21 protein-coding genes and 2 pseudogenes are annotated in these 24,754 nt (G+C 63.3%); 9 read left to right on the forward strand and 14 right to left on the reverse strand.

Annotated elements, in window-relative coordinates:
* Window positions 1-48 precede the first annotated feature (48 nt).
* The 4 genes from NCS28_RS23820 to NCS28_RS23835 form a co-directional block, all read right to left on the reverse strand.
* Window positions 49-2,406 (reverse strand): beta strand repeat-containing protein, encoded by a 2,358-nt coding sequence (locus tag NCS28_RS23820; protein WP_250516240.1) that lies wholly within the window; start codon window positions 2,404-2,406, stop codon window positions 49-51.
* A gap of 248 nt (window positions 2,407-2,654) precedes the next feature.
* Window positions 2,655-3,023 carry a hypothetical protein gene (locus NCS28_RS23825; RefSeq protein ID WP_250516241.1) on the reverse strand — a complete coding sequence of 123 codons (369 nt, stop codon included), beginning with the start codon at window positions 3,021-3,023 and terminating at the stop codon, window positions 2,655-2,657.
* A gap of 184 nt (window positions 3,024-3,207) precedes the next feature.
* Window positions 3,208-4,353: a porin gene (locus NCS28_RS23830; RefSeq protein ID WP_250516242.1), complete on the reverse strand. Its 1,146-nt coding sequence runs from the start codon at window positions 4,351-4,353 to the stop codon at window positions 3,208-3,210.
* Window positions 4,354-4,458: 105 nt separating this feature from the next.
* Window positions 4,459-4,620, reverse strand: coding sequence for a hypothetical protein (locus NCS28_RS23835; protein ID WP_250516243.1), 162 nt, complete (start codon window positions 4,618-4,620; stop codon window positions 4,459-4,461).
* A 15-nt stretch (window positions 4,621-4,635) separates the two neighbouring features.
* Here NCS28_RS23835 and aldA point away from each other — a divergent pair, with 15 nt between their 5' ends.
* From aldA to NCS28_RS23865, 6 genes and pseudogenes are all read left to right on the forward strand, one after another.
* The gene (gene aldA / locus NCS28_RS23840) at window positions 4,636-6,060 is read left to right on the forward strand and encodes an aldehyde dehydrogenase (RefSeq protein ID WP_250516244.1); all 1,425 of its coding nucleotides are present in this window, start codon (window positions 4,636-4,638) and stop codon (window positions 6,058-6,060) included.
* Window positions 6,061-6,171: 111 nt separating this feature from the next.
* The gene (locus tag NCS28_RS23845) at window positions 6,172-7,473 is read left to right on the forward strand and encodes an MFS transporter (RefSeq protein WP_250516245.1); all 1,302 of its coding nucleotides are present in this window, start codon (window positions 6,172-6,174) and stop codon (window positions 7,471-7,473) included.
* Window positions 7,470-8,687: a mandelate racemase/muconate lactonizing enzyme family protein gene (locus NCS28_RS23850; protein ID WP_250516246.1), complete on the forward strand. Its 1,218-nt coding sequence runs from the start codon at window positions 7,470-7,472 to the stop codon at window positions 8,685-8,687. The genes NCS28_RS23845 and NCS28_RS23850 overlap by 4 nt, the downstream gene beginning before the upstream one ends.
* 24 nt (window positions 8,688-8,711) lie before the next feature.
* A complete protein-coding gene (locus NCS28_RS23855) occupies window positions 8,712-10,370 on the forward strand; it encodes a GMC family oxidoreductase (RefSeq protein WP_250516275.1) in 1,659 nt (552 codons plus the stop codon).
* Window positions 10,371-10,529: 159 nt separating this feature from the next.
* Window positions 10,530-11,438 (forward strand): LysR substrate-binding domain-containing protein, encoded by a 909-nt coding sequence (locus NCS28_RS23860; RefSeq protein ID WP_250516247.1) that lies wholly within the window; start codon window positions 10,530-10,532, stop codon window positions 11,436-11,438.
* An 11-nt stretch (window positions 11,439-11,449) separates the two neighbouring features.
* A pseudogene (locus NCS28_RS23865) lies at window positions 11,450-12,328 on the forward strand (LysR substrate-binding domain-containing protein).
* A gap of 7 nt (window positions 12,329-12,335) precedes the next feature.
* Here the strand turns inward: NCS28_RS23865 and NCS28_RS23870 are convergent.
* The 9 genes and pseudogenes from NCS28_RS23870 to NCS28_RS23910 all read right to left on the reverse strand — a co-directional run.
* Window positions 12,336-12,548: pseudogene (locus tag NCS28_RS23870) on the reverse strand (MFS transporter); the annotation flags it as partial.
* Window positions 12,549-12,625: 77 nt separating this feature from the next.
* Complete coding sequence (locus tag NCS28_RS23875; protein WP_250516248.1) at window positions 12,626-13,063, reverse strand: acyl-CoA thioesterase; 438 nt, start codon at window positions 13,061-13,063, stop codon at window positions 12,626-12,628.
* 22 nt (window positions 13,064-13,085) lie between these two features.
* On the reverse strand, window positions 13,086-13,322 hold the full coding sequence (locus NCS28_RS23880; RefSeq protein WP_250516249.1) for a hypothetical protein: 237 nt from the start codon (window positions 13,320-13,322) through the stop codon (window positions 13,086-13,088).
* 28 nt (window positions 13,323-13,350) lie between these two features.
* On the reverse strand, window positions 13,351-14,331 hold the full coding sequence (locus NCS28_RS23885) for a Gfo/Idh/MocA family protein (RefSeq protein WP_250516250.1): 981 nt from the start codon (window positions 14,329-14,331) through the stop codon (window positions 13,351-13,353).
* Window positions 14,332-14,348: 17 nt separating this feature from the next.
* Window positions 14,349-15,200 carry a sugar phosphate isomerase/epimerase family protein gene (locus NCS28_RS23890; RefSeq protein WP_250516251.1) on the reverse strand — a complete coding sequence of 284 codons (852 nt, stop codon included), beginning with the start codon at window positions 15,198-15,200 and terminating at the stop codon, window positions 14,349-14,351.
* Window positions 15,115-15,513 carry a Dabb family protein gene (locus NCS28_RS23895; RefSeq protein ID WP_250516252.1) on the reverse strand — a complete coding sequence of 133 codons (399 nt, stop codon included), beginning with the start codon at window positions 15,511-15,513 and terminating at the stop codon, window positions 15,115-15,117. Before NCS28_RS23895 ends, NCS28_RS23890 begins: the two co-directional genes overlap by 86 nt.
* Window positions 15,514-15,536: 23 nt before the next feature.
* Window positions 15,537-16,706: a dihydrodipicolinate synthase family protein gene (locus NCS28_RS23900; protein WP_250516253.1), complete on the reverse strand. Its 1,170-nt coding sequence runs from the start codon at window positions 16,704-16,706 to the stop codon at window positions 15,537-15,539.
* 8 nt (window positions 16,707-16,714) lie between these two features.
* Complete coding sequence (locus tag NCS28_RS23905) at window positions 16,715-17,494, reverse strand: 3-ketoacyl-ACP reductase (RefSeq protein WP_250516254.1); 780 nt, start codon at window positions 17,492-17,494, stop codon at window positions 16,715-16,717.
* Entirely contained in the window at window positions 17,491-18,636 is a 1,146-nt protein-coding gene (locus NCS28_RS23910; RefSeq protein ID WP_250516255.1) for an acyl-CoA dehydrogenase family protein, read from the reverse strand. Before NCS28_RS23910 ends, NCS28_RS23905 begins: the two co-directional genes overlap by 4 nt.
* 168 nt (window positions 18,637-18,804) lie before the next feature.
* Here NCS28_RS23910 and NCS28_RS23915 point away from each other — a divergent pair, with 168 nt between their 5' ends.
* Window positions 18,805-20,382: an acyl CoA:acetate/3-ketoacid CoA transferase gene (locus NCS28_RS23915; RefSeq protein ID WP_250516256.1), complete on the forward strand. Its 1,578-nt coding sequence runs from the start codon at window positions 18,805-18,807 to the stop codon at window positions 20,380-20,382.
* A gap of 49 nt (window positions 20,383-20,431) precedes the next feature.
* Here NCS28_RS23915 and NCS28_RS23920 read toward each other — a convergent pair whose 3' ends face one another.
* Window positions 20,432-21,151 (reverse strand): TetR/AcrR family transcriptional regulator, encoded by a 720-nt coding sequence (locus NCS28_RS23920; RefSeq protein ID WP_250516257.1) that lies wholly within the window; start codon window positions 21,149-21,151, stop codon window positions 20,432-20,434.
* Window positions 21,152-21,423: 272 nt separating this feature from the next.
* On the opposite strand from NCS28_RS23920, the gene NCS28_RS23925 reads away from it, so the two are divergent.
* The gene (locus NCS28_RS23925; RefSeq protein WP_250516258.1) at window positions 21,424-22,932 is read left to right on the forward strand and encodes an aldehyde dehydrogenase family protein; all 1,509 of its coding nucleotides are present in this window, start codon (window positions 21,424-21,426) and stop codon (window positions 22,930-22,932) included.
* Window positions 22,933-23,024: 92 nt separating this feature from the next.
* Window positions 23,025-24,698 (forward strand): GMC family oxidoreductase, encoded by a 1,674-nt coding sequence (locus tag NCS28_RS23930; protein ID WP_250516259.1) that lies wholly within the window; start codon window positions 23,025-23,027, stop codon window positions 24,696-24,698.
* Window positions 24,699-24,754: the final 56 nt, after the last annotated feature.

A 24,754-nucleotide genomic window follows, 5' to 3' on the forward strand; every position in this document is an offset into this window, starting at 1 on the left:
CGCGCCGGACGACGCGCCGCGCCGTCCGGTTGTCCGCTTGCGCGCGCTTCAAGGCTGCGCCTGCTGCCACTGCAACACGGGATGCGTCGCGCCTGCCGGCATCGCCCAGACGCCGCCCGCCGGAATATTCCAGTCGAGGAAATTCGACGCGTTGCTCATCTGCGCGGTGCTGAGGCCGTTCGAATCGGGCGGCACGGTTCCGGAGTTCGATCCGGCCGCGGTCGTGCGAATCGTCGTGTCCTTGTTCCAGTAGACGTTGTTGTGAATCGCGCCCTGGTTGTACGCCGCGATGCCGCCCTCCGGATCGCCCGGAGGACCGCCGCCGCCGACCTGCCCGACCGCGAACGATTCGTTGATCACGCCGTTGGCGCCGTTGACGAACACGATTCCGCCGCCGCCGAAGCCGCCCACGCTGCCCGTCGCGTACGACTGGGTGATCAGTCCGTTGTTGAACGCGACGAGCCCGCCCGTCTCGCCGTGCGTCCCGGCCTGAGTCGCGCCGGTCGCGAACGATTGCGCGATGGTCCCGTTGTTCACGCCCACGAGCCCGCCCGCGGGAATCTGATAGCCGACATCCGCCGTGCTCGACGACCGTTCGATGATCCCGTTGTTCACGCCGACGAGCCCGCCCGCGCCCGCGCCGCCGAAGCCGTTCTGCCCGACGCCGCCGGTCGTGTTGACGTAGGTGACGAGACCGTCGTTCTGACCCGCGAGCAAGCCGAACGCGCCCGACGAATAATCGCCCGTGCTCGCGTTGGTGAGATTCAGATTGCGCACGACGCCGCTCGCGCCGATCACGCCGAACAAGCCGTAGCGGTCGTCGTTGACGTTCGCCACCGTCGCGAGCTTGTCGATCGTGTGGCCGAAGCCGTCAAACTGGCCGGTGAACGGTGTCTGCGTCGCGCCGATCGCCGTGAAGTAGTTCGGATAGGCGGTCGCGCTCGCGTCGATATCCTTGCCGAGCGCATAGTCGCCCGCGAGGTCTTTCGACACATTGGACAAATCGGCGAGCGTGTTCACGAGCTTGTACGCGGTCGCCTGCGTGACGAGGCCGCTATACGGCGCGGCAGTCCATCCGCTGTTCGTGAGCAGCGTGCCCGGCGCATAGCTGCCGTTCATGTCGTAGAGCGCGCTGACGATGCCGCCGCTCTTCGACCAGTCGATCGTGCCGCCGTTCGTCACGCTGCCGCCGTTGTCGATGCCGCCCGAATCCGCGCGCAACGTGAGATTGCCGTTGCCCGTGTTGCCGATGGTCGCGCCCGCGCCGATCGCCACGCCATGCGCCGCGCCGAGCGTGAGCGATGCATTGCCGTTCCACCGCACGTTGCCGCCCACGGTCAGATCGCCGCCGCTGGCTTCGACATCGACCGATGTGCCGTTGCTCAAACTGCGGGCGAGCGAATCCGCGTTTGCCTGATCGACCGTGACGGTCGGCGCGCCGACCTTCCAGGTGCGCGCCTGCACGTTCGCGCCCGCGAGGTCGAGCGTGTTCGCGCGCGTCTCGACCGTGCCGCCGCTGCCGTTAGCATTCACCGCGACGATCGCGCCGTTCGCATGCACCGTGCCCTGGTCTGCGACGAGCCATACGTGGCCGTCGCGCGTCGCGGTGCCGGTCGCGCGAATCGCGGTGTTGTTGCCCGCGAGCGCATACACGTTGCCGTCGGCGGCCTGGAGATTGGCCTGCGCCGCCTGGATCATGCCGCCGTTCATCGCCGTGCCGCCGCTGCCCGCCTGCACGAAAACCTGCTGTCCGCCCGACGCGTCCTGCAGAAGCACCTGATTGCCGGCCGCGATTTCCGCCGTGCCCTGCGGCGCGCTGACGCTGCCGCCGTTCACCGCCGCCGTGCGCGACACGAGGAACACGTCGCCGCCGCTCGATCCGATCTTGCCGAGATTGATGACCATGCCGTCGCCGCCGCCCGAAAGCGTGAGCGGGCCGCCTTGCATGAACGCGTCGTTGCCGATATCGAGCGCCGACGCGACGAAGCGCCCGCCCGTCGCGACGACCCCGCCCGGTCCGACGAGCACGCCCTGCGGATTGACGAGATACACGCCGCCCGTTGCGTTGAGCTGCCCGAGGATCACCGATGCATCGCCGCCGGTCACGCGATTGAGCGTCGCGCCGGTTCCGTTGTTGAACGTGACCTGCCGTCCGCTGCCGATCGAGAAGCTGTTCCAGTCGATGACGCCGCGCGTCGTCGTCTGATTGATCGTGAGCGCCCGGCCGCCGCCGCTGATCGCGCCGCTACCCGCGACGAACTGGCCACCGCCCGGCAAGGGCGGCGCGGCGCAGGCGAGACTTGCGCAGGTCAGGCCCGCGACGAGCGGCACGAGCATCGCGAGCGGCCGCAAACGCGCGCGACGAATCCGGGTACGAGGAAGGAGCGGACGAATGCTGCGCTGCATGGCGACCTCCGGTCAGTGTCGATTGTTTTCATCGTTTTTGGCCGCTGACGGTGTAGCCGCTTTTCAGTCCGGCGATTCAAGGCGGCCGGGAGGCGCGAACATCGACGTGCGAGCAGGCGCGCCGATGTTAGCTCCGCGCCATGTCCGCCAATGTGGGGTTCCGCACATTCGTGCCGGGCGAAAAAATGCGCATGCCCGAACGCAAGACGCTTCGGGGCACATGCGCGGCCCGGCATGAAAATTGATCGCTAGTGCGAAGGCTTGCGCCGGTTCGTCAATGCGATCCGGCACTCGTGATAGATGCGCTGCACGAGCGCGCAGTCGTAGTCGAGATCCTCGGCTTCGAGAATCCGCTCGATGTCGCCGCGCGAGGCATCCGCGTCGAGCGTCGTCGAGACGCGCGCCGCGAGCGCCTGCGCCGCCGCCGACAGCCGCGCGGTCTCGATCCACTCCGCCGCGCGATGATGCCGGTCGAGCCAGCGATGCGCCGTGCGCACCTGAAACGACGTATCGGGCCAGTCGCCTTCGATGTAATACGCGCCGAGCAGTCCGCACGTGAGCCAGCACAACAGATGCACCCGGTCATCGGGTCCGAGGGGATAGCGGACTTGACTCATGATGGCGGCATCGAGATGACCCATCGGAAGGACGCATCGACGATAGCACGCCGCGCCCGCGCCCGACATGCGCCTCGCGTATGTCCTCATGCGGGCTGCATGTGCCAGGAGCATTCCTCGAACGAAACCGTTCATAGCGTGCCGGTCACGACGAACCCGCGCGGAGCGATTGTCCGCCCGAACGTCAGAACGCGTGCCGCAACGCGACCCGCGCGACGAACTGCTTCGAATTCGACGACAAGCCCTGCGTGCCCGGAACGAACGCCTGATCCATCACGGAATCGGTCGACTTGCCGGCGATCTTCTGATACGCGCCCTGCAAGTACACGTCGGTGCGCTTCGAGAGGAAGTAATCCGCCATCAACCCGGCCGAATGGATGCGCGGCTTCGCGGTGCCCGCGGTCGAGTCGTACGTCTCGATCGAATACACGTACTGCGCGCCGACGAAGAAGGCCGGTGTGAACTGATACTTCCCGTTCACTTCGAAGTTCTGATACTTCAGGTTCTTCAACGTGTTCCCCGCCGATGCGAGCGGCACGCCGATATAACCGTTCGTCGACGGATCGCGATAACTCGAGTTTGTGTACGCGAATCCCGCAGTCGCGTTGCCGAACGTGTAGTTCACGCCCGCGCCGAAAATCTGCATGCGCCGGGCGATGAAGCTCGCGTCGTTCGTCGCGATCGCGCCGTTCGCATCCGATCCCGTGCCGTCGGCGTGCAGATAAGCTGCGCCGACCAGCAAGCCGCCGTTCGCATACGAAGCCCCGACGCTGTACTGCCGGTTGCCCGCGAAGTTCGTGTCGTTGCTGAAGCTGTACGTGCCGCCGAAGCGCAAGCCCTCGAGCGCCGGGCTCGCATACTTGACCGTGTTGTTGACGCGAAACGAGTTGTCGGTGTTGTCGTTGTCGAACGGATGCGCGAAGAGATAGCCGGCCCAGTTGCCGTTGGCTGTCGTCGGCGCGAGATAGTCGACCACGGAATCGTACTGGCGGCCGACCTTGATCGAGCCGAAACGGTCGTCGCTCACGCCCACATAGGCCTGACGGCCGAACATGCGTCCGCCTTGCCCCGCCGCGCCGTTGCTCAGGTTCACGCCGCTTTCGAGCTGGAACACCGCCTTCGCGCCGCCGCCGAGATCCTCGACGCCGCGCATGCCCCAGCGGCTGCCCGCCGCATAGCCGCTCGTGAGTTCATAGACATGATTGCCGCCGACGTTGCTCGTGTAATCGAAGCCTTCGTCGAGGATGCCGTACAGCGTGACGCTGCTTTGAGCATGCGCTGAAGTCGTGATGCACGCGAGCGCGGCCAGGGAAATTGCTTTGATTCTCATGAAAGTCTCAAGTCTTTTACTTATCGTCAAGAAGTCCCAACCATCGATGCGGACGGGACCGCGAGCGACGGATTGTGCGCGATGGAAGTAAGGCTGCAAAAGGATTTAGTCGAACAGCGAGCGCGAGTTTTCTGAATGTTCTTCCAGAAAATTCTTCGCTTGTCGTTGCAGCGCGAGGCGCGAAAGAATGAGCCGCACATGCGTTGCCTTGTCGCGGCGGTTGCCTGAAAAACCCGGCAACCGTACGGCACGACGCAGAGCGATCAACGAACCCGCCAAGACATGAAGCCAGCACGCAATTTTGTGAACGGACGTTTCATCGAGCCCGTGAGCGATCACGTCGCCGCCATCCTGAATCCCGCGAACGAAGAGGTGATCGGGCACGTCCACAACGCGCCACGCGAGCAGGCGCTTCTGGCCGTCGAACAGGCCGCGGATGCGCAGCGTCTGTGGCGCGTGACGCCCGCCGCCGAGCGCGGCGCGCACATGCAGCGTCTCGCGGACGCCATCGAGCAAGCCTCCGCCGAAATCGGCGCGGCGCTCGCGGCGGAGTCCGGCAAGAGCCTGACCGATGCGACCAACGAAGCCGTCTACGCCGCGCAGATCACGCGCTATCACGCGGAATGGGCGCGCCGCATCGAAGGCGAAGTCATTCCGAGCGATACGCCCGACGAGAATCTCGTGCTGCATCGTGAGCCGATCGGCGTCGTCGCGTGCCTGATCCCGTTCAACTTCCCGATCTATACGCTGATGCGCAAGATCGCGCCGGCGCTGATCGCGGGCAACACGGTCGTCGTTCGTCCGAGCAACAACACGCCGCTGTCTGCGTTCGAGCTGGCGCACGCCGTCGAGCGCGCGGCGCTGCCGCCGGGCGTCGTCAACATTCTTGCGATGGAACACGCGACGGCCGAAGCCGTCTGCACGCATCCGAAGGTCGGCATGATCACGTTGACGGGCAGCGTCGACGCGGGCCGCAAGGTGCTCGACTACTGCAAGGCCAACATCGCGAAACCGTCGCTCGAACTCGGCGGCAAGACGCCCGCGATCGTCGAGCCGGACGCCGATCTGCAAAAGGCCGCGCGCGAGCTCGTCGCATCGAAGCTCACGCATAGCGGTCAGCTCTGCACGGCGATCGAGCGCGTCTATGTGCACGAAAGCGTCCACGATGCGTTCGTCGGCATGTTGCGCGAGCAGATGAGGGCGAAGCGCATCGGCGATCGCAGCGAGGATGCGAGCAACATGGGGCCGCTCGTGAACAAGGCGTCGCGCGACGGCATTCACGCGATGGTCCGCCGCGCGATCGAAGCGGGCGCCACGCTCGAAACCGGCGGCGAAGTGCCGAATCGCAAGGGGTTCTTCTATCCGCCGACGCTGCTCTCGAACTGCCGTCAGGACATGGAGATCGTGCAGGAAGAGACTTTCGGCCCCGTGCTCGCGGTGCTCAGGTACGCGACCATCGACGAAGCGCTCGCGATGGCCAACGATCACCAGTTCGGCCTCTCGTCGGTGCTCTATACCGAGAACTACCGCACGGCGATGAAGGTCGCCAACGCGATCGAAGCAGGCGAGCTCTACATCAACCGCACGCCCGCCGATCCTTATCAGGGCTTCCACGCCGGCTGGAAGCGTTCCGGCATCGGCGGCGACGACGGCAAGCACGGCATGCTCGAATTCACGCAGACGCGTCTCGTCGTCATGAAGTACTGATTCTCGCGGCCGCTGCTGGCCGCAACCGCTTCCCCTCAACAAAAACATATTGAAGGTTCAGCCGCGCGGCATCCGCATGCCGCGCGCCGCTGCCCTTTTAGGAGCACACCTGTGTCATCGAATCCCGCTCAATCCGGTCAAAGCGTGAGCGCGCGGCTTGAAAGCACGCGCGCCGATCGCTATGTCCAGCTCGCGCTGCTCGTGATCGCCGCCGGCGCCATCTATCCGCTTCTGTATCTTCGGCAGATCTATCAGCCGACGATGCTTGAAGTCTTTCACATCAGCGAAGCGCAACTGGGCTATCTGTACTCCGCGCTCGGCACGATCTTCCTTGTCTGCTATCTGCCGAGCGGCTGGCTCGCGGATCGCGTCGCGCCGCGCGTGCTCATCAGCTTTTCGCTGATCGCGACGGGCGCGCTCGGGTTGTGGTATTCCACGGCGCCGTCGTTCGGTTCGCTGATCGCGATTTTCGGCGGATGGGGTCTGACGACGGGTCTCACGTTCTGGGCGGCGATCATCAAGCGCGTGCAGATGATCGCCGCCGCCGACGAGCAAGGCCGCTTCTTCGGCTTTCTCGACGGCGGCCGCGGCCTGATCGAAGCGCTGCTCGCGACGTTCGCGATCGGTCTCTTCGCGTGGATGACGCAAACGCGCGGCGGATCGACGGTCGCGGGTTTCCGGCTCGTCGTCTACATGTACGCGTTCCTGTGCATCGGGCTCGGCGTGGTGCTCGGCCTCGTGCGCGATCCGCAAGGCGCGCGGCCCGTGCAAGGCGCGCGAGACAAGCGCAACGTGTTTCGCGATCTCGCCGTGCTCTTGAAGAACCCGCAACTGTGGCTGCTTTCGGCCATCGTATTCTGCGGCTATCAGGTGTTCTGGGCGACGTACAGCTTTTCCGCGTATCTGCATGAGAAGGAGATCGGCTTGTCGGTGGTCGCGGCGGGCTTCATCACGACGGCCAAGCTGTGGATGCGCCCGATCGGCGGGATCGGCGGCGGCTTTCTCGGCGACCGTTTCTCGAAGACGTCCGTGCTCGTGTTCGCGCTGTTCGCGGCGGCTGGCGCGCTGCTCGTATTGATGGCGGCGCCGTCGATCGGCAGTCACGGGCTCATCGCGGTGATCGTGCTGTTCATCGGCGTGATGACGTACGCGATTCGCGGCCTCTACTGGTCGCTGCTCGATGAATGCAAGGTGCCCGCCGAAACGATGGGCCTCGCAATCGGCCTCGTTTCGATGATCGGCTATTCGCCCGATGCCGTGCTGCCGCTCATCAACGGTTATCTCACGCAGAACTTTCCGGGCGCGCACGGCTATCAGCTGTACTTCGGCTACATCGCGTGCATGTCCGCGCTGGGCGGCGTGGCCGGGCTCGTCTTCAAACATCGACTGAACAAACTGGGAGCGCAACAATGAAGATCGCCGCGCTGGAAACGCATATCGTCGCGGTGCCGCCGCCGCATGTCGGCGGCATGTACTGGATTTTCGTGAAGCTGCGCACCGCGTGCGGCATCGAGGGCGTCGGCGAGATTTATTCGGCGACGTTTCATCCGAAGGCGATGACGCCGGTCATCGAAGACGTGTTCGAACGCTATCTGCTCGGCCACGATCCGCATCATGTCGAGCGCTTCTATCGCGAGGCGTATTCGAGCGGCTTCACGCAGCGCCCCGATCTCACGATGATGGGCGTCGTGAGCGGCCTGGAAATGGCGTGCTGGGACATCATCGGCAAGGCGGCGGGCAAGCCGGTCTACGAGCTGCTCGGCGGCCGCGTGCACGAGCGCCTGCGTTCGTACACATATCTCTATCCGATGAACAGCCGCGGCGAATACGACTACGACGATCCCGATCTCGCCGCCGAATGCGCCGCGCATAACGTCGCGCTCGGCTTCACGGCGGTGAAGTTCGATCCGGCCGGACCCTACACCGCGTATTCCGGCCATCAGCTTTCGCTCGAAGTGATGGACCGCTGCGAGACGTTCTGCCGCAAGGTGCGCGAGGCTGTCGGCAGCAAGGCCGATCTGCTGTTCGGCACGCACGGGCAGATGGTGCCGTCGTCGGCGATCCGTCTCGCGCAACGCCTCGAAAAGTTCGATCCGCTATGGTTCGAAGAACCGGTTCCGCCGGGACAGGAAGGCGCGATGGCGCAAGTCGCCGGGAAGACCTGCATTCCGATCGCCGCGGGCGAGCGTCTCACGACGAAGTACGAGTTCTTCAGGTTGCTCGAAGCGCGCGCGGCGTCGATTCTGCAGTTCAACGTCGGGCGCGTGGGCGGACTGCTCGAAGCGAAGAAGATCGCGAGTCTCGCCGAGGTGTACTACGCGCAAATCGCGCCGCATCTCTACAACGGTCCGGTCGGCGCGGCCGCGAGCATCCAGATCGCCGCCTGCTCGCCGAACTTCCTGATTCAGGAAAGCATCGGCACGTGGGACGGCTTTCACGCCGAGGTGCTCAAGTCGAAGATCCGCTGGGAAGACGGCTACATCATTCCGTCGACGGAGCCGGGCCTGGGCGTCGAACTGAACATGGATGTCGTGCGCGCGCATACGCCGTACACGGGCGAGCGCCTGCACTTGCAGATGGCGGCGAAGCCCGCCGACGTGAAGGATCTCGCGCCCGCGAAGGGCTGAACGCAGGGCAAAGGCATGAAGAGCATGGAATTCGATTACATCATCGTGGGCGCCGGGTCGGCGGGCTGCATTCTCGCGGATCGCTTGACCGAGTCCGGCGAGCATTCGGTGCTGCTGCTGGAAGCGGGCGGCGCGGACGATTCGTTCTGGTTCAAGGTTCCGGTCGGTTTCACGAAGACCTATTACAACCCCGAATACAACTGGATGTACTACAGCGAGCCGGAAGCGGAACTGAAGAACCGTCCGTTGTACTGTCCGCGCGGCAAGGTGCAAGGCGGTTCCGGCTCGATCAACGCGATGATCTACGTGCGCGGCCAGCCGCACGATTTCGACGACTGGGAGCGCGCGGGCAACGCAGGTTGGAGCTATCGCGACGTGTTGCCGTATTTCCGCCGCCTCGAATCGCACTGGGCCGGCGACACGCCTTATCACGGCGCGCGCGGCAAGATCGCGGTTTCGTCGATGAAAGACGGCGCGCATGCCATCTGCGGCACGTTCCTCGAAGGCGCGCGGCAGGCGGGCTATCCCGTCACCGGCGATATCAACGGCGCGGACTGCGAAGGCGCGACCATCTACGACATCAACGCGCGCAAAGGCGAGCGTTCGTCGAGCAGCTTCGAGTATCTGCATCCGGCGCTCGGGCGCAAGAACCTGCGCGTGGAGCGCAATGTGAGCGTGAGCCGCGTGCTGTTCGACGGCAAGCGTGCAACGGGCGTGATGGCGTCGCGCAAGGGCGAAGCGCTGCAATTCCGTGCGAAGCGCGAAGTGATACTGTCGGCGGGCGCGGTCGATTCGCCGAAGCTGATGCAGCTCTCCGGTCTCGGCGACGCCGCGTTGCTCGCGCGGCACGGCATCCCGCTCGTGCATGAATTGCCGGCCGTCGGCAGGAATCTGCAAGATCATCTGTGCGTGAGCTTCTACTATCGCGCGACGGTCGAGACGCTGAACGACGAGCTCGGCTCGCTCTTCGGCAAGGTCAAGGCCGCGATGCGTTATCTGACTTCGCGCAAGGGACCGCTGTCGATGAGCGTGAATCAGTCGGGCGGCTTCTTCAAGGGCGATGAGGACGAGGCGCAGCCGAACCTCCAGCTTTACTTCAATCCGCTCTCGTATCGCATTCCGAAGAGCAGCAAGGCGCAGCTCGAACCCGAGCCGTACTCGGGCTTTCTGCTGTGCTTCAACCCGTGCCGGCCGACGAGCCGCGGATCGATCGAGATCGCATCCGGCCGCGTCGAAGACGCTGCGAAGATCAGCATCAACGCGCTGACGACGCCGAAGGACATCCGCGAGGCGGTGCAGGGCAGCAAGCTCGTGCGCAAGATCATGAACTCGGCGGCACTGCGCGCGATCACCGCAGAAGAAATTTCGCCGGGACCGGATGTGAAGAGCGACGCCGATCTGCTCGATTACTTCCGCGAGCAGTCGGGCTCGATCTACCATCTGTGCGGTTCCTGCGCGATGGGTCCGGACGAACGCACGGCGGTCGTCAACGAGCGTTTGCGCGTGCATGGCGTGCAGGGACTGCGAATCGTCGATGCGTCGATTTTTCCCAATATCACCTCGGGCAATCTCAATGCGCCGGTAATGATGGTCGCCGAAAAAGGCGCCGACATGATCCTCGACGACGCCCGCACGGTCGTCGAACAAATCCCGGCGCCGACGGAGCCTGCCGCGATTGCCTGACCGCAAGGGACGCGAGGGATCACATTCCCTCGCGTCCCGAAGCGGCATAATTTGCCTCGATCCGTAAAATGTCGCCTTTAGAGCGGCATGTTCCGGCGTCGATGCGTGTTCAATGACCGCGTCGAAACGCAAGGAAAGGAGACCGATTTGAAGCGAAAGATGCCGGCCCTGAACGCGCTGAGGGCCTTCGAAGTCGCCGGACATACCGGCAGTTTCACGCGCGCCGCGGAGATGCTGCATGTGACGCAAAGCGCGGTGAGCCGCCAGGTGCGCCAGCTCGAAACGCAGCTCGGCGAGACGCTGCTGTTGCGCCGGCATCATCATCTGGAGTTGTCCGCGACGGGGCGGCTCTTGTTGCAGGCGCTCAGAATGTCGTTCGACCGCATCGAGCTGACGGTGCGCAGCATTCAGGAAAGAACGCATCTGACGCGGCTGCGCATCAACGCGCCGCCCACGTTCGCGAGCCGCTGGCTGATGCCGCGTCTGCAATCGTTGCGCGCCGCCGCGCCGGACCTCGAACTCTCGCTGACTACGCGCCGCAAGGACGATCTCGTCGAATCCGGCGCGCTCGATTGCGCGATTCGCTTCGGCAACGGCGAATGGGACGGCCTCGACAATCAGTTGCTGATGAACGAGCGGCATATCGCCGTATGCTCGCCCGCGCTGATCGGCGGGCGCGATACATCCAGCATCGATCTCAACGAATACACGCTGCTGCATGTGCTCGCGGCCAGTGATCAACGCTATCTCACATGGCAGCACTGGCTCAAGGCCGCGAATATCGATGACGTCGATACGCGCGGCGGCTATGAGTTCGATCTGCTCGATCACGCGATCCGTGCCGCCGTCGACGGCCTCGGCGTCACGATTGCCGATCGTCACATGATCGCGCCGGAGTTGCAGCAGGGCACGCTCGTGCCGATCGTCGATGTCGAGGTGGACGGGCATCAGTCCTATTGGCTCGTCACGCGGACCGGCCAGGACGATGCGCCGCAAGTCGCGCTCTTTCGCGAGTGGCTGCGCGCCGAGATCGAGAAAGAGGGCGGCAGACAGGGTGCGCGGAAATAGGGGAAAAGGTCGTGCGGCGATTGCCGTCCTTGACCGCGTTGCGCTTCTTCGAGGAAAGCGCGCGCCATATGAGCTTCAACAAGTCGGCGGCGGCGCTGTGCGTGACGCCGGGCGCGGTGAGCCGACAGATTCGGCTGCTCGGGATGCGCTCGGCACGAAGCTTTTCGATCGCGATCACAAAGGCATCCGCCTGACGAAGCAGGGCGCGGAACTGCTTGCGTGTCTGTCCGAGGCGTTCGATTCGATCGAGCGCGTGACCCGATCCCTTTCCACCGTGCAGCGCAGCGAGCGCAAGCGCCTGACCGTGAGCGCGCCGCCGACGTTCGCGACCCGCTGGCTGTCGCCGCGACTCGGCTCGCTGATGGAGGCGGTGCCCGACATCGATCTATCCGTGCGCACCGACGCCACCGATGACCGTCAATGCGCCATTCGCTTCGGTTACGAGGCGCGGGCGGATCATCGGTCGGAGTTGCTGTTCATCGAGCGGCATGTGCTCGTCGGCGCGATGAAGTTCGCGGGGCAGTCCGTCGAAGCGCTGCGAACGGCTGCCTGCGCTGCATGTGCTGCACAACGGCGCGCGTCTCACGTTGTGGCCCAATTGGCTCGATGCGGCGGGATTGCCGCTCGCGTTCGCCGAAAACGGCATCGAGTTCTCGACGCTCCATCAGGCGATTCATGCGGCGCCCGCGGGCTCGGGGCTGGCGGTCGTCGATCGCAACATGATCGCCGATGAATTGCACCATGGCGCGCTGGTCTTGCTGTCGCCGGTGGAATTGACCGGGCCGTATGGCTACTGGCTGGATATCGCGCCGTCGTTCGCGAGCGCGGATAGCGTGCAGGCGTTTGCGGAATGGCTGCGCGCCGAAGGGGCGAAGGGCGCGCAGCCGTAACGGACGATCAGCCGCCGCTCGCCTGATTCAACGTCAAATGCTTCGTTTCCGGCGCCCAGGCAATCGAGACCAGCATCCCGACGAGCAGCACGGCTGCGAGCGCGAGCATCGTCATTTGCACGCCGGCCTGCGCAATGCCGATAGGCAACAGAAACGTCCCCACCGCCGATCCCAACCGGCTGCACGCGATCGACAATCCCGCGCCGCACGCGCGCGCCTCGACGCGTTCGTGAGCGGCCTCTCATCGGCGCACGATCAGCCTCTGGAGTCTGCCCTCGTCAAGGCTTCAGATAGAGGTTACGAAGGGCCGACTTCTTGAGCCGCAAACCGCATCATTTGCTGCCGCAACTCTTCTGGCAATGCGACCCTAGCCCGACGTTCAAGCGAAAACAGCACCACCGTCTGCTCGATCTTCGCGCGCAGTTCATTGTCCACGGCAGCCGTCAGACCGAGCTTGATCGAACTCCTTCCGATCTCGCGGACCTCCAGAGCGAACCGGAGCGTCTCGCCATGTTTGCTCGGTGCCACGAAATCCGCCCCAATGCGCACCGTCGGAATGCCCAGTCTCTCCGTGCCGATAAAGCGCGCGTAGTCGACGCCCAGTCCATGGTTGAACCAGTCTTCGAGTACCTCATGGAACAGGACGAAGTATTGCGGATAGAACACGATACCCGCGGGGTCGCAGTGCTGGAACCGCACGAGCTTGTCGCAATGAAAGGCCGTATCTGTGGTCATTTCGGGGTCTGGGTCGAGGTCATCATATGAGCGAAAAACTGGATCTTGCCTTTGCGATGCGAATGGCTTCATCGAAAGACGAGGCGGTCGCCACATGCCGATGGTTGACGCTGACGAGCCATCCCTCGTCCGAGAGACACCAGCGAATCTTGCCACCGTCCATCAGGGCCGAAAACCATCGCCATAAGGACGCGTCCTCCGCGTTGGCGCCAGCCGCCGCCAGCGCGCGGGTTTCGCGAAGTTGCTGAACATCGATCATCGACGTGGCCTTCTTCTTTGCGGTCGCGCTAGCGGCTGGCATGAGACAGCACCTCATCGATGACAAGCTGGTTGCCCAGCGAATTCTCGAGCGCAAATACGATAGATTTATCTGGCCCAAGCACCGCCGCACTGAAGTTTTCCACCATCGACTGATACTGATCGGCGTTTCCGAACTCGATGGTTTCGATTTTTCCCGTGTGATCCGAACGAATGTGAACTCTTGCGTCGGCGTACACGCCGGGGTTAAACGGCGCATCCAGCGAGAGCCAGCCTTTCGAACCATGGAAGATCATCTGCTGACGGCGGGAGAGTTGAGTGCCGCAGTAAAAGTGAAGATCGAAGCCCGGAAATGTCAGTTCGCAGACTGCCAGCTTGTCCGTGCCAAAGCGCGGATCGATGGTGATGTCGGCGTGGATCGCGACAGGCTCCAGACCGGTCGCGATGCGCGTCGTGACCACCGGATATACGCCGATGTCACGCACACCTCCACCGCCCAGCGCCAGATCGTTCTTGAGCGCGCGCGGATCATCGTTGAAATAAGTGAAGGACCCTTCCACGCGCTGCAATTCGCCGAGTGTCCCGTCTGCGATGCGCGTTCTCACAAATGCCCACTGCGGATGGTGCGCAACCATGAAGGCCTCGCCGCAGATCAAACCGGTCGCGTCCCGCAGCGCGATCAACTCATGAACCTGTGAGGCGGTCATCGCGATCGGCTTTTCGCACAGCACGTGCTTGCCGGCAAGAAGCGCCTTCCGGCACCACTCAAAGTGACTGGCCGTCGGCAAAGGAATGTATACGGCATCGACATCATCACTTGCGACGACTTCTTCGTAACTTGCATGGGTTGCCGCGATGTCATGCCGTGCGGCGAACGCGGCTGCGCGCTCACGGTCCCGGGCGGCGACGCACGTCACACGGCCATTCGCCGAACGCTGGATGGCAGGTACCACGAAATGGTCGGCGATTCTCGCGGCGCCAAGCACGCCCCAGCGGATCTTGTCACGCATCGTGTTTTCCTTGAAGTTCAACACACCGTTTGCAGGCGATCTGCGCATATGCGCAGCACTTCGCCCGGATCGCGGCGCCACCAGTTCTCTTTTGAAAATATCTCGACTTCGACCAGACCGTCATAACCCGCTTGCTCGACGCTCCGCCGGATGTCCGGGAGATCGACGACGCCATCGCCCATCATGCCGCGATCCAGCAGCAGATCGCGTGTGTCGCGCAGCCAGTCGCACACATGAAAAGCGAGCAGGCGTTCGTCCTGTCCTGCCCGCTCGATCGACGCGCGCAGCGCGGGGTCCCACCAGCAGTGATAGACATCGACCGCGACACCGAGATGACCGGCGTGGCCGGGATCGAGTTCGGCGCAGATGTCTAGCGCCTGCGCAAGCGTGTTGAGCACGGCGCGGTCCGCCGTGTACATCGGATGAAGCGGTTCGAGCGCGAGCGGCACGCCACAATCGCGCGCGGTCTCGAGCAGTTCGCCGATTCCCTCGATGACCTGAGCGCGCGCGCCATCGAGGTCACGGCTGCCTTTGGGCAGGCCGCCGACCACCATGACGAAAGCGCACGCGCCGAGGATTGCGGCATCGCGCAATGCCGACTTGTTCGCGTCGATGTTCGCGGCGAATTGCGCCCGGTTGGTCGACGGCAGATAGGTCGAACGGCAATAGCCTGTCACCCTCAGGCCGAGCGCCCGAATCTGTTTTTCTACGTCGGCGACGTTCGCGTTTTCCACCTCGTGACGCCACGGCGCGATACCGCCGAATCCTGCGGCCGCGATGCGGTCAATCGTAGTGCTCAGCGCTTCGCGATGGCCGAGCGTCGCGGTGTTGATGGAGCACAGGTCGAGTTTTCCCTTCAGGTTTCTCATGATTGTCCAGTGTGATGTCGAAGACGAGCAACCCTCGAACGCCGCCTTCGAGTGCCTCGATGAGCCGCTCGCCGATTGCGCGATGGGTGGGATGCGCGAGATAAGCGAAGCATGCGTCCCGGCTCTCGAAGTCCATCATGAAGCCATCGGCGAAATCCATGCCGAATCCTTCGGGAGAGATATTGCCGCCGCACTGGAAGTTCGCGAACGCGATGCCTGGAATTTCCGTGAGGCGTCTGATCTGTTCAAAGAACACGAGCCGTTTCGAGGCCGCGACGTCGTTACGAAAGCGACACAGCACGATATGCCGCACGGGTGCGTTCGAATGGGACATGATCACGCGCCGCAGCCGAGCACCGCCATGACCTTGCGCACGCGGCCGATGGCGTCGTCGGGATCGCGTAGCAGACCTGCCTGATCGGCAAGACGAAAGACATCCGCGAGATAGGCAGGCGGGCGCATGCCATGGTGGCCGCCGAGCATGAAGAAGTGATCCTGAAAACCGTTCAGATAGGCGAGGAACACGACGCCGGTCTTGTAGTACTGCGTCGGCGCACGGAAGATGTGGCGCGACAGCGGCACCGTCGGTGCCAGCAGCGCATTGAACGTTTCGAGGTCGTCGCTGGCGAGCGCATCAAGGGCCTGCGATGCTGCCGGCGCGATCGCATCGAAGATGCCGAGCAGCGCGTGCGAATAGCCTGCTTCATCTCCCGCGATGAGCGATGGGTAGTTGAAGTCATCGCCTGTATACATCTTCACCGTGGGCGGGAGTTGTCGACGGAACGAGATTTCCTTGGAGTCGTCGAGCAGCGAGATCTTGATGCCTTCCACGCGATCGACGCTCGTGCTGATTACGTCGAGACAAACCTGCGCCGCGCTTTCATAGTCCGACACACCCCAGTAGCCCGCAAGTTCAGGATCGAACATCTCACCGAGCCAGTGCAGGATCACCGGCTGATCGCACATCGCGAGCACTTCGCGATAGACGCGGCGGTAGTCGTCCGGGGAACGAGCGACACGAGCGAGTGCGCGGCTTGCCATCAGAATGACGCGTCCGCCGACGCGTTGCACGGCCTCCAGCTGCGCGGCGTAGGCGCGGATCACCTGGTCGCAGTTCGTGATCGCGCTGAGTGCAACGTGATCCGTCCCGCAGCCCGATGCGATCGATGCGCCAGGAATATCGCGTGTGCCTCCGACCGTGCGCGTGATCAATTCGAGCGCGCTGTGCCACGGCAGGCCCATGCCGCGTTGCGCAGTGTCCATCGCTTCAGCAATGCCGAGACCCTGCTTGATGAGGTAGCGGCGGTATTCGAGCGTGCGTTCCCAGTCGATGGCGGGAGGCGTGTTCAGTTCGCCGGCGCGAAGCGGATCTGCCACGACGTGAGCAGCCGAGTAGGCGATGCGGTTGAACGGCCGAGCAGGCGCGCGAACGTCGAGCGGCGTGCCTTGCAGGCGATAGCTGTCCATCGTGCCGAGGGCCGTCGGCAGCTTGATTGTCGAGTTCATATGTCTGGTCAGTATTTGGTTACGAGAAGGCCGCCGTCGACACGGATAGCCTGTCCGGCGCTGTACGGAAGGCCGCCGGTCGCGAGCGTACGCACGGCGGTCGCGACTTCCTGAGGCGTGCCCCAGCGCCTGATGGCCGTGAGACCCTGTTCCATCTGGGCGTCGTAACGCGCGCGGGACGGCGCGGTCATCTCGGTTTCGATCAGGCCGGGTTGCACTTCATAAACGCCGACGCCGTTCTCGGCGAGGCGCAGCGCAAACAGCGTGTTCGCCATTGAGAGGCCTGCCTTCGACACGCAGTATTCGCCGCGCAAAGGCGACGCGGCGACCGCGTTCGATGACGTAATCGTGATGACGCTCGGGTGAGGCGCGATGCTGGCTTGCGTGCGGCCGAGAAAGTGTTTGGCGAACGTCTGGGTCAGAAAGAACGTGCCGCGCGTATTCACGGCGATGCAGCGGTCGAAACTTTCGGGCGTCACGTCGAGCAGATCGCCTCGCGACATTACCGATACGCCCGCGTTGTTCACGAGGCAATCGATCGGGCCGCCGAGCCGAGCTTCGATATCGAGCAGCGTGACCTGATGCGAGCCAATATCGGCGAGATCGGAGACGACCGCAATTCCATGGGCGCCGGTCTGTTCGACTTCGGCGACCGCCTGGTCGAGCTCGTCGGACGCCACCGCGTCTGTCAATGCGACGTCGAAGCCAGCGCGGCCGAGTTCGACCGCAATCGCCCGCCCGATGCCGCGCCGGCTGCCGGTGACGAGTGCAACGGGGCGGCCGCTCATAACTGCGCTCCATTGGCGATCAGGTCACGGGCGATGATCGTGCGCTGGATCTGGTTCGTGCCTTCATAGATCTGTGTGATCTTCGCATCGCGGTAAAGACGCTCGACTTCGTAGCCGCGAATGTAGCCGCTGCCACCGAAAATCTGTACCGCGTTGGCGCTGTGCTTGACCGCCGTGTCGCCGGCGAAGCACTTCGCCATCGAGCAGGCGATGCTCGCGCGGTCGCCGGTTTCGAGTCGTTCAGCCGCGTCGTGCACGAGCAGGCGCGCGGCCTGAATGTCCTTCGCCATGTCGGCGAGCATCCATTGGACTCCCTGGAAATCGGCGATGTGGCTGCCGAACTGCTTTCGAGTCTGCGCATACTCGAGCGCGGCTTCGAGACCTGCCTGCGCGATCCCGACGGCCAGCGCGGCGATGCCTACGCGGCCCTTGTCGAGCGCGCTCATCATAATGTGAAAGCCTCGGCCTTCTTGACCGAGCAAGGCGTCATGCGGGAGCTTCACGCGGTCGAAATGCAGTTCGCCGACCTGCGATGCACGCTGCCCCATCTTGTGTTCCTTCGGACCCTTCGATACGCCCGGCAGATGACAGTCGACGATGAAGATGCTCATGCCGCGCTTGCCGGCTGTCGGGTCGGTGCGCGCGAGCACGAAGGCGAGATCCGCGACCGGTGCGTTGTGGATCCAGAGCTTCGCGCCGCTGAGTTCCCATCCTTCGGCGGTGCGCGTTGCGGTGGTGCGAATGCCGGACACATCGGTACCCGCATCCGATTCGGTGATGCAGTATGCCGGCCGCAATTCGGCGCGCAGCAGCGGTTCCATGTATTTCGCGCGCTGCTCGCCGGAGCCGTGCACGCTGAGCAACGTGCCGACCAGCTCGAGCAGGCCGCACTGGTCCGCCACCGACGCGTAGCCGCGCGATAACTCTTCCATCACGAGCGCATAAGCAGTGACATCGAGCCCGGCGCCGCCGAATGCCTCAGGCACCGTGATGCCGAACAAGCCGAGTTCGCCCATCTGCTTGTAAATCTCGGAAGGAAAGCGCTCCTCGCGATCCAGTTCCTCGGCCAGGGGGCGGATCACTTCCTGCGCAAAACGCCGCGTCGTATCGCGGATCTGCTCGTGGGTTTCCGAGAGTCTCATGCTGTCTCCGTATGTAATCGTCATACCTGATTTTTGCGGTTCAACACGCCGGTTCAGGTAAACCCGAGCGCCACGCAATAGGCCTTGAATTCAGAGGTTTCGTATGCCAACATTCGCAGCATGTAACCATCTGGTGGGTTATTTAAAACCAATGAATGGCCGCTGTCAATGGGTTTGCGGCCGATCAGAACGGAGGGTAGTGTGAGCAAATGGACGGCGGCTGCAGATGCGGTCGAGCAGATTTTCGACGGTGCAACCATCGCGCTGGCGGGTTCCGGAGGCGGCTTGCTGGAAGCGGATGCTGTGCTTGCGAAGCTGGAGCAGCGTTTCCTCGAGACCGGTTATCCGCGTGATCTGACCGTGGTACACGCACTCGGCATCGGTGACGCGAAAGGCAGCGGACTGGGCCGTTTTGCCCATCCGGGCATGGTGAAGCGCGTGATCGGCGGGCACTGGAGCTGGGCGCCTGCGATGCAGAAACTGGCAAAGGAAAACGCCTTCGAAGCCTATAGCTTTCCCGCTGGCGCGATCTCCACGCTGCTGCGGGAAATCGGTGCCGGCCGGCCTGGACTTGTTACACACGTGGGCCTGCGCACGTTCGTCGATCCGCGTATCGATGGCGGCAAGATCAACGAGCGCGCTACCGAGGACCTGGTCGAACTGGTCGAATTGGATGGGCGCGAATATCTGCGCTACAAGCCGTTCAAGGTCGATTTTGCGATTCTGCGCGGCTCGTCGGCGGATGAGAGCGGCAATGTCACGCTGCGCCGCGAACCGGCCGATCTCGACGTCTATGCCGCCGCACTCGCAGCGCACAACTGCGGCGGCCGCGTGATCGTGCAGGTGAAGGAACGCGAACCCAAGGGCTATGTGCCCGCGCGCCTCGTGCGGATTCCAGGAATTCTTGTCGATACGCTCGTGGATACGCCCGATCAGGTCCAATCCGCCGTATCGGACTACGACCCGGCGTTGAGCGGCGAGTCGCTATGCACAATCGGTGAAGGCTTTTATGAAGTGCCGACGGGTATTCGCCGCATCATCGCCGCGCGGGCAGCGATCGAATTGCATGAGGGGCAGTCGGCGAATTTCGGTTTCGGCATTCCCGGCGGCATCCCTGCCTTGCTGGCGGAACAAGGACGGCTCGGCACGTTCTGGGGCTCGGTCGAGCAGGGCATCCACAACGGCGCAATGCTCGACGGTCCGATGTTCGGTACCGCGCGCAACGCCGACGCGATCCTCTCAAGCGTCGATCAGTTCGATTTCTATAGCGGTGGCGGTGTCGACGTCTCGTTCCTCGGCATGGGCGAAATGGACGGCGAGGGCAACATCAACGTGTCGAAGCTTGGTGCGACGGTGGTGGGGCCGGGCGGCTTCATCGACATCACGCAGGGTGCACGCAAGATCGTGTTTTGCGGCAGCTTCGAGGCGAAGGGGCTGGAGGTCGAACAAGTTGGAACGCGTCTGAATATCGTCTCGGCGGGGAGCGTGCCGAAGCTCGTCGAGCGGGTGCGGCACATCACTTTCAGCGGCGAGCAGGCGCGGCGCTCGAAGCAGGAAGTGCTGTACGTGACCGAGCGCGCGGTGTTTCGCCTGGAGGCAGACGGAGTACGTCTGATCGAGGTTGCGGAGGGAGTCGATGTCGAGCGAGACGTACTCGCGCGCATGGCATTCCGCCCGCTCGTCGATGAAGCGTTGCTCGCGAGAACCCAGCCAAGCGCGTCCCCGACTCAGGAAAAGGTGGTCTGAAACCGCGGCGCGTGGAGTGGTCCACGCTTCCTTCCATGCGCCGTGGATATCAGGGACGTACGAGCCGCAGGATGGTGTCGATGTTGAAGTCGAGACGGCTTTTCAGGGCGGCTTTGTCCATGAAGTCGATGTCGAAGATCACACCGCTCGTGAAGCGGTTCGTCAGATAGTAGTAGCCGATTGCAGCCATGGTGATGTGCAGTTGCCGTGCATCGACGCCGCTTCGAAATACGCCTGCTTCGACGCCGCGATCAAGTATGCCCTGCAGCATGGAGATGAACCCTTTGTGCAGTTCGTGAAACCGCTGAGACTTCTTGACGTGGCGTGCCTTATGAAGATTCTCGCTGTTCACGAGCGTCATGAATTCGGGGTTTCGCAGGTAGTAGTTCCAGGTATGCGTGGTGAGCGCGACGATCGCGTCCTCGGGCGACAAGTGATCGAGGTTCAGCTTCTGTTCGGCGGAACGGATATCGGCGTAGGCGTCCTCGAGCACTGCGACGAACAGCTCCTCCTTGCTGCCGAAGTAGTGATAGATCATCCGCTTGTTGGCTTTGGAGCGGGTCGCAATCGCTTCCACGCGGGCACCGGCGAGACCGAGCTTCGCGAATTCTTTCTTCGCGGCCTCGAGGATGCGAGCGCGCGTGACCTCCGGATCTCGCTGCCTCGGCTGGCGCGTGACTGCCGCGTCGGCGGGCTTTGATGCGCGACTTTGTGGGATTGCTTCTGGGGGCATAGGGTCGTCGAAAAAAGAGGGGGAACGGGACGTCAATCTCGCCGACGCCATGGAGGTAACTATAAACCAAAAAATAGTTGCCAGGAAGTAACCGGGTGGTGCAGAATGAAGCCTTGATTCGGAACGGCAACGCTGTTGAGAATATGCGACGTATCGCATGCCATGTCACTGACTTTAAATAAAAAAATACCGCGTCAGTAAGTAACTGTATGGTGGATAAAAGGCTTGATACAGATCAAGCGCGTTGAGCTCGATACATAACGGGTTCTAAGCGTCGACCGTAAAGAATTGTTTTTTTGGAGACAGGGATGACGGATTTGAGCGAACTGGCAGCCGCGCTGCGCCTACCCACCCAGCCGTTGCGCACGCCGATGTTCATCGACGGCAAGGACTATGCTGGCGCGAATAGCGAGTGGGTGGCACGCAAGAGTCCCGGCCATGGCGTTCCGGTAACTGCCACGACGCGGGCGTCGAGTAGCGACCTAGACCTCGCGGTCGCATCGGCCCGGCGCGCATTCGATGACGGCCGCTGGTCGCGGCTCACGGGCGAGCAACGCGCGACGGTGCTGCTCAAGGCAGCACAACTGATCCGCGACAACGTTGAAACGCTCGCCTATCTCGAGACGCTCGAAAGTGGCAAGCCCATCGGCCAGTCGCGCGGCGAAGTCACCGCGGCAGCAGGCATCTGGGAATACGCCGCGGGCCTCGCCCGTGTCGTGCACGGCGACTCGCACGACACGCTCGGCCCCGATATGTTCGGGCTGGTCGTGCGGCAGCCGGTCGGCGTGGTGGGCATCGTCACGCCGTGGAATTTTCCGTTCTTCATCCTGTCGGAGCGCCTGCCGTTTGCCCTCGCGGCGGGATGCACGGTGGTTGTCAAGCCCGCGGAGCTCACGTCCAGCACAACGCTCAAGCTCGCCGCACTGCTGACCGAAGCGGGCCTGCCCGATGGCGTCGTCAACGTGGTGACGGGGCTCGGCTCGGTGGTCGGCCAGGCGCTCGCGGAACACATGGACGTCGACATGATCTCGTTCACTGGCTCGACGCCGGTCGGCCGCTCGGTCCTGACTGCCGCCGGCGGCAACATGAAGAAGGTCGGGCTGGAGTTGGGCGGAAAGAATCCGCAGATCGTCTTCGCCGACGCCGATCTTGACGATGCTGCCGATGCCATCGCCTTCGGGATTGCGTTCAATGCGGGCCAGTGCTGCGTGTCGGGCAGCCGGCTCGTCGTGCACCGCTCGGTCGAGCAGGAACTCGTCGAGCGTGTCCAGGCGGTGCTCGCGAAGGTGCGCGTCGGCGACCCGCTCGATGCGTCGAATCACGTCGGCGCGATCGTCGAGGCGCGTCAATTCGAGAAGATTCGTGGCTTCATCGACGCCGGCACGCGCGACGGCGCTCAGCTCGTCTGCGGCGGCACTACAAGCAGCGAAGGCGAGCGCTACTTTATTCAACCGACGGTGTTTCGCAACGTGCAACCCGGCAGCACGCTCGCGCAGGAAGAAATTTTTGGGCCGGTCCTCTCGGTTACTGCGTTCGACACCTTCGATCAGGCGATCCAACTTGCGAATGGCGTGCCTTACGGGCTCGCCGCGAGCATCTGGACGCGCGATTTGCAGGGCGCGTTCAAGAGCCTGCGCGACGTGCAGGCCGGGCGCATCTGGGTCAATTGCACGATCACTGGGGGCCCTGAGCTGCCAATTGGCGGCGTCAAGCAATCGGGGATCGGCCGCGAGACAGGGCGCTATGGCGTCGAGGAATACACGGAACTCAAGTCGGTGCATGTCCAACTCGGCAACCGACCGCGCTGGATCGCGTAAAGCAATTTACTTTCAACGAAGCGGCCACAAAGAGCCGCAGGAAAAGCCTGCCTACGCAAAGCAGGCGATGGAACGAAGAACCGGAGACAGCAATGTATGACTATGTGATTGTGGGCGGTGGCGCGGCGGGATGTGCGCTGGCCGCGCGTCTGAGCGAAGACGCCAGCAACCGGGTACTGTTACTTGAGGCTGGACCCGCCGACACCAATCCCTACATCCATATGCCGGTCGGCTTCTTCAAGATGACGGGCGGGCCGTTGACTTGGGGCTATCGCACGGCGGCGGCCCCGGAAACGCAACGCCGGCAGATTCCGTTCGCGCAGGGCCGCGTGCTCGGCGGCGGCGGCTCGATCAATGCGATGGTCTATACCCGCGGCCAGCCGGAAGACTATGACGGTTGGGAGCGCGACGGCTGCACCGGTTGGGGCTTTCGCGAGGGCGTGCTGCCTTATCTGCGCCGGATGGAAGACAACGAGCGCTTGTGCAACGAATATCACGGCGTGGGCGGACCGCTCGGCGTATCGGATCTCATCAGCGTCAATGAAGTTACCAAAGCCTTCGTGCTGGCTGGCCAGGAAGCGGGCTTGCCCTACAACAACGATTTCAACGGCGCGCAGCAAGAGGGCGTCGGGGTTTATCAGGTCACGCAGCGTGGCGGACGCCGTTGCAGCGCGGCGGTCGGCTATCTTCGTGAGGCGCGCTCGCGCAGCAACCTGACCGTCAAGACGAACTGTCTGGTGTCGCGCATCGTGATGGAAAATGGACGCGCGGTGGGCGTTGAATTCGCTGATCAGAATGTGCGCTCGAACGTTGAGGTTGCACGGGCCGAGCGCGAAGTGATCGTGACGGCCGGCGCGATCGGCTCGCCCAAGCTGCTGATGCTCTCCGGCATCGGTCGCGCAATCGATCTCGAACGCGCGGGTGTCAAGCCCTTGCATGTGCTCAATGGCGTTGGAGAGAATCTGCAGGATCATTTCGACATCGATATCGTGTACGAACTGAACGGCCCCTACAGCCTCGACAAGTACGCGAAGAAGCACCTAATGTTACTCGCCGGCCTTGAATACAAAATGTTTAACAAGGGACCGGTTACGTCGAACATTGCCGAGGGTGGGGCGTTCTGGTACTCGGACAGCAGCGTGCCGACCCCCGACCTGCAATTTCACTTCCTGCCCGGCGCCGGGGTCGAGGCTGGTGTGCCGCCGGTTCTTTCCGGCTCAGGGTGCACGCTCAACTCCTACTTCCTGCGCCCGAAGAGCCGTGGCAGCGTCACGCTCAACAGCGCCGATCCCGCCGATGCGCCCATCATCGATCCCGCCTACATTCGCGATCCGTATGACCTGAAGGTAGCGGTGGAAGGCATTCGCCAAAGCCGCGAAATCATGAGCCAGCACGCGCTCTCCAAGTACATCAAGTGCGAGCATTTCCCGGGAACTACCGTGCGCACGCAGGCGCAATACGAGGAGTACGCGCAGCAGTACGGACGCACCGGCTATCACCCGGTCGGCACTTGCAAGATGGGTGTCGACGAGATGTCGGTGGTCGATCCGCAGTTGCGGGTGCGCGGTATCGAAGGGCTGCGCGTCGCGGATTCTTCCGTCATGCCGCGTATCGTCAGCTCGAACACCAATGCACCGACGTTGATGATCGCAGAGAAAGCGGCCGACCTGATTCGCGGGCGCGTGGCGAGTCAGACGCCGGTTGCCGGCCAGTTGGCCAGCTATTCAGGTCGAGTGGTGCGCGACCCCACCACGACCGCAGCGTAAGACCGGCGCGAGGGGCACGCCAAGGATCGCCCGGCAATGCAAGCCTCGTTGAAATA

Origin of the sequence: Caballeronia sp. INDeC2, from assembly GCF_023631325.1 — a bacterium.
Lineage (GTDB): Bacteria > Pseudomonadota > Gammaproteobacteria > Burkholderiales > Burkholderiaceae > Caballeronia.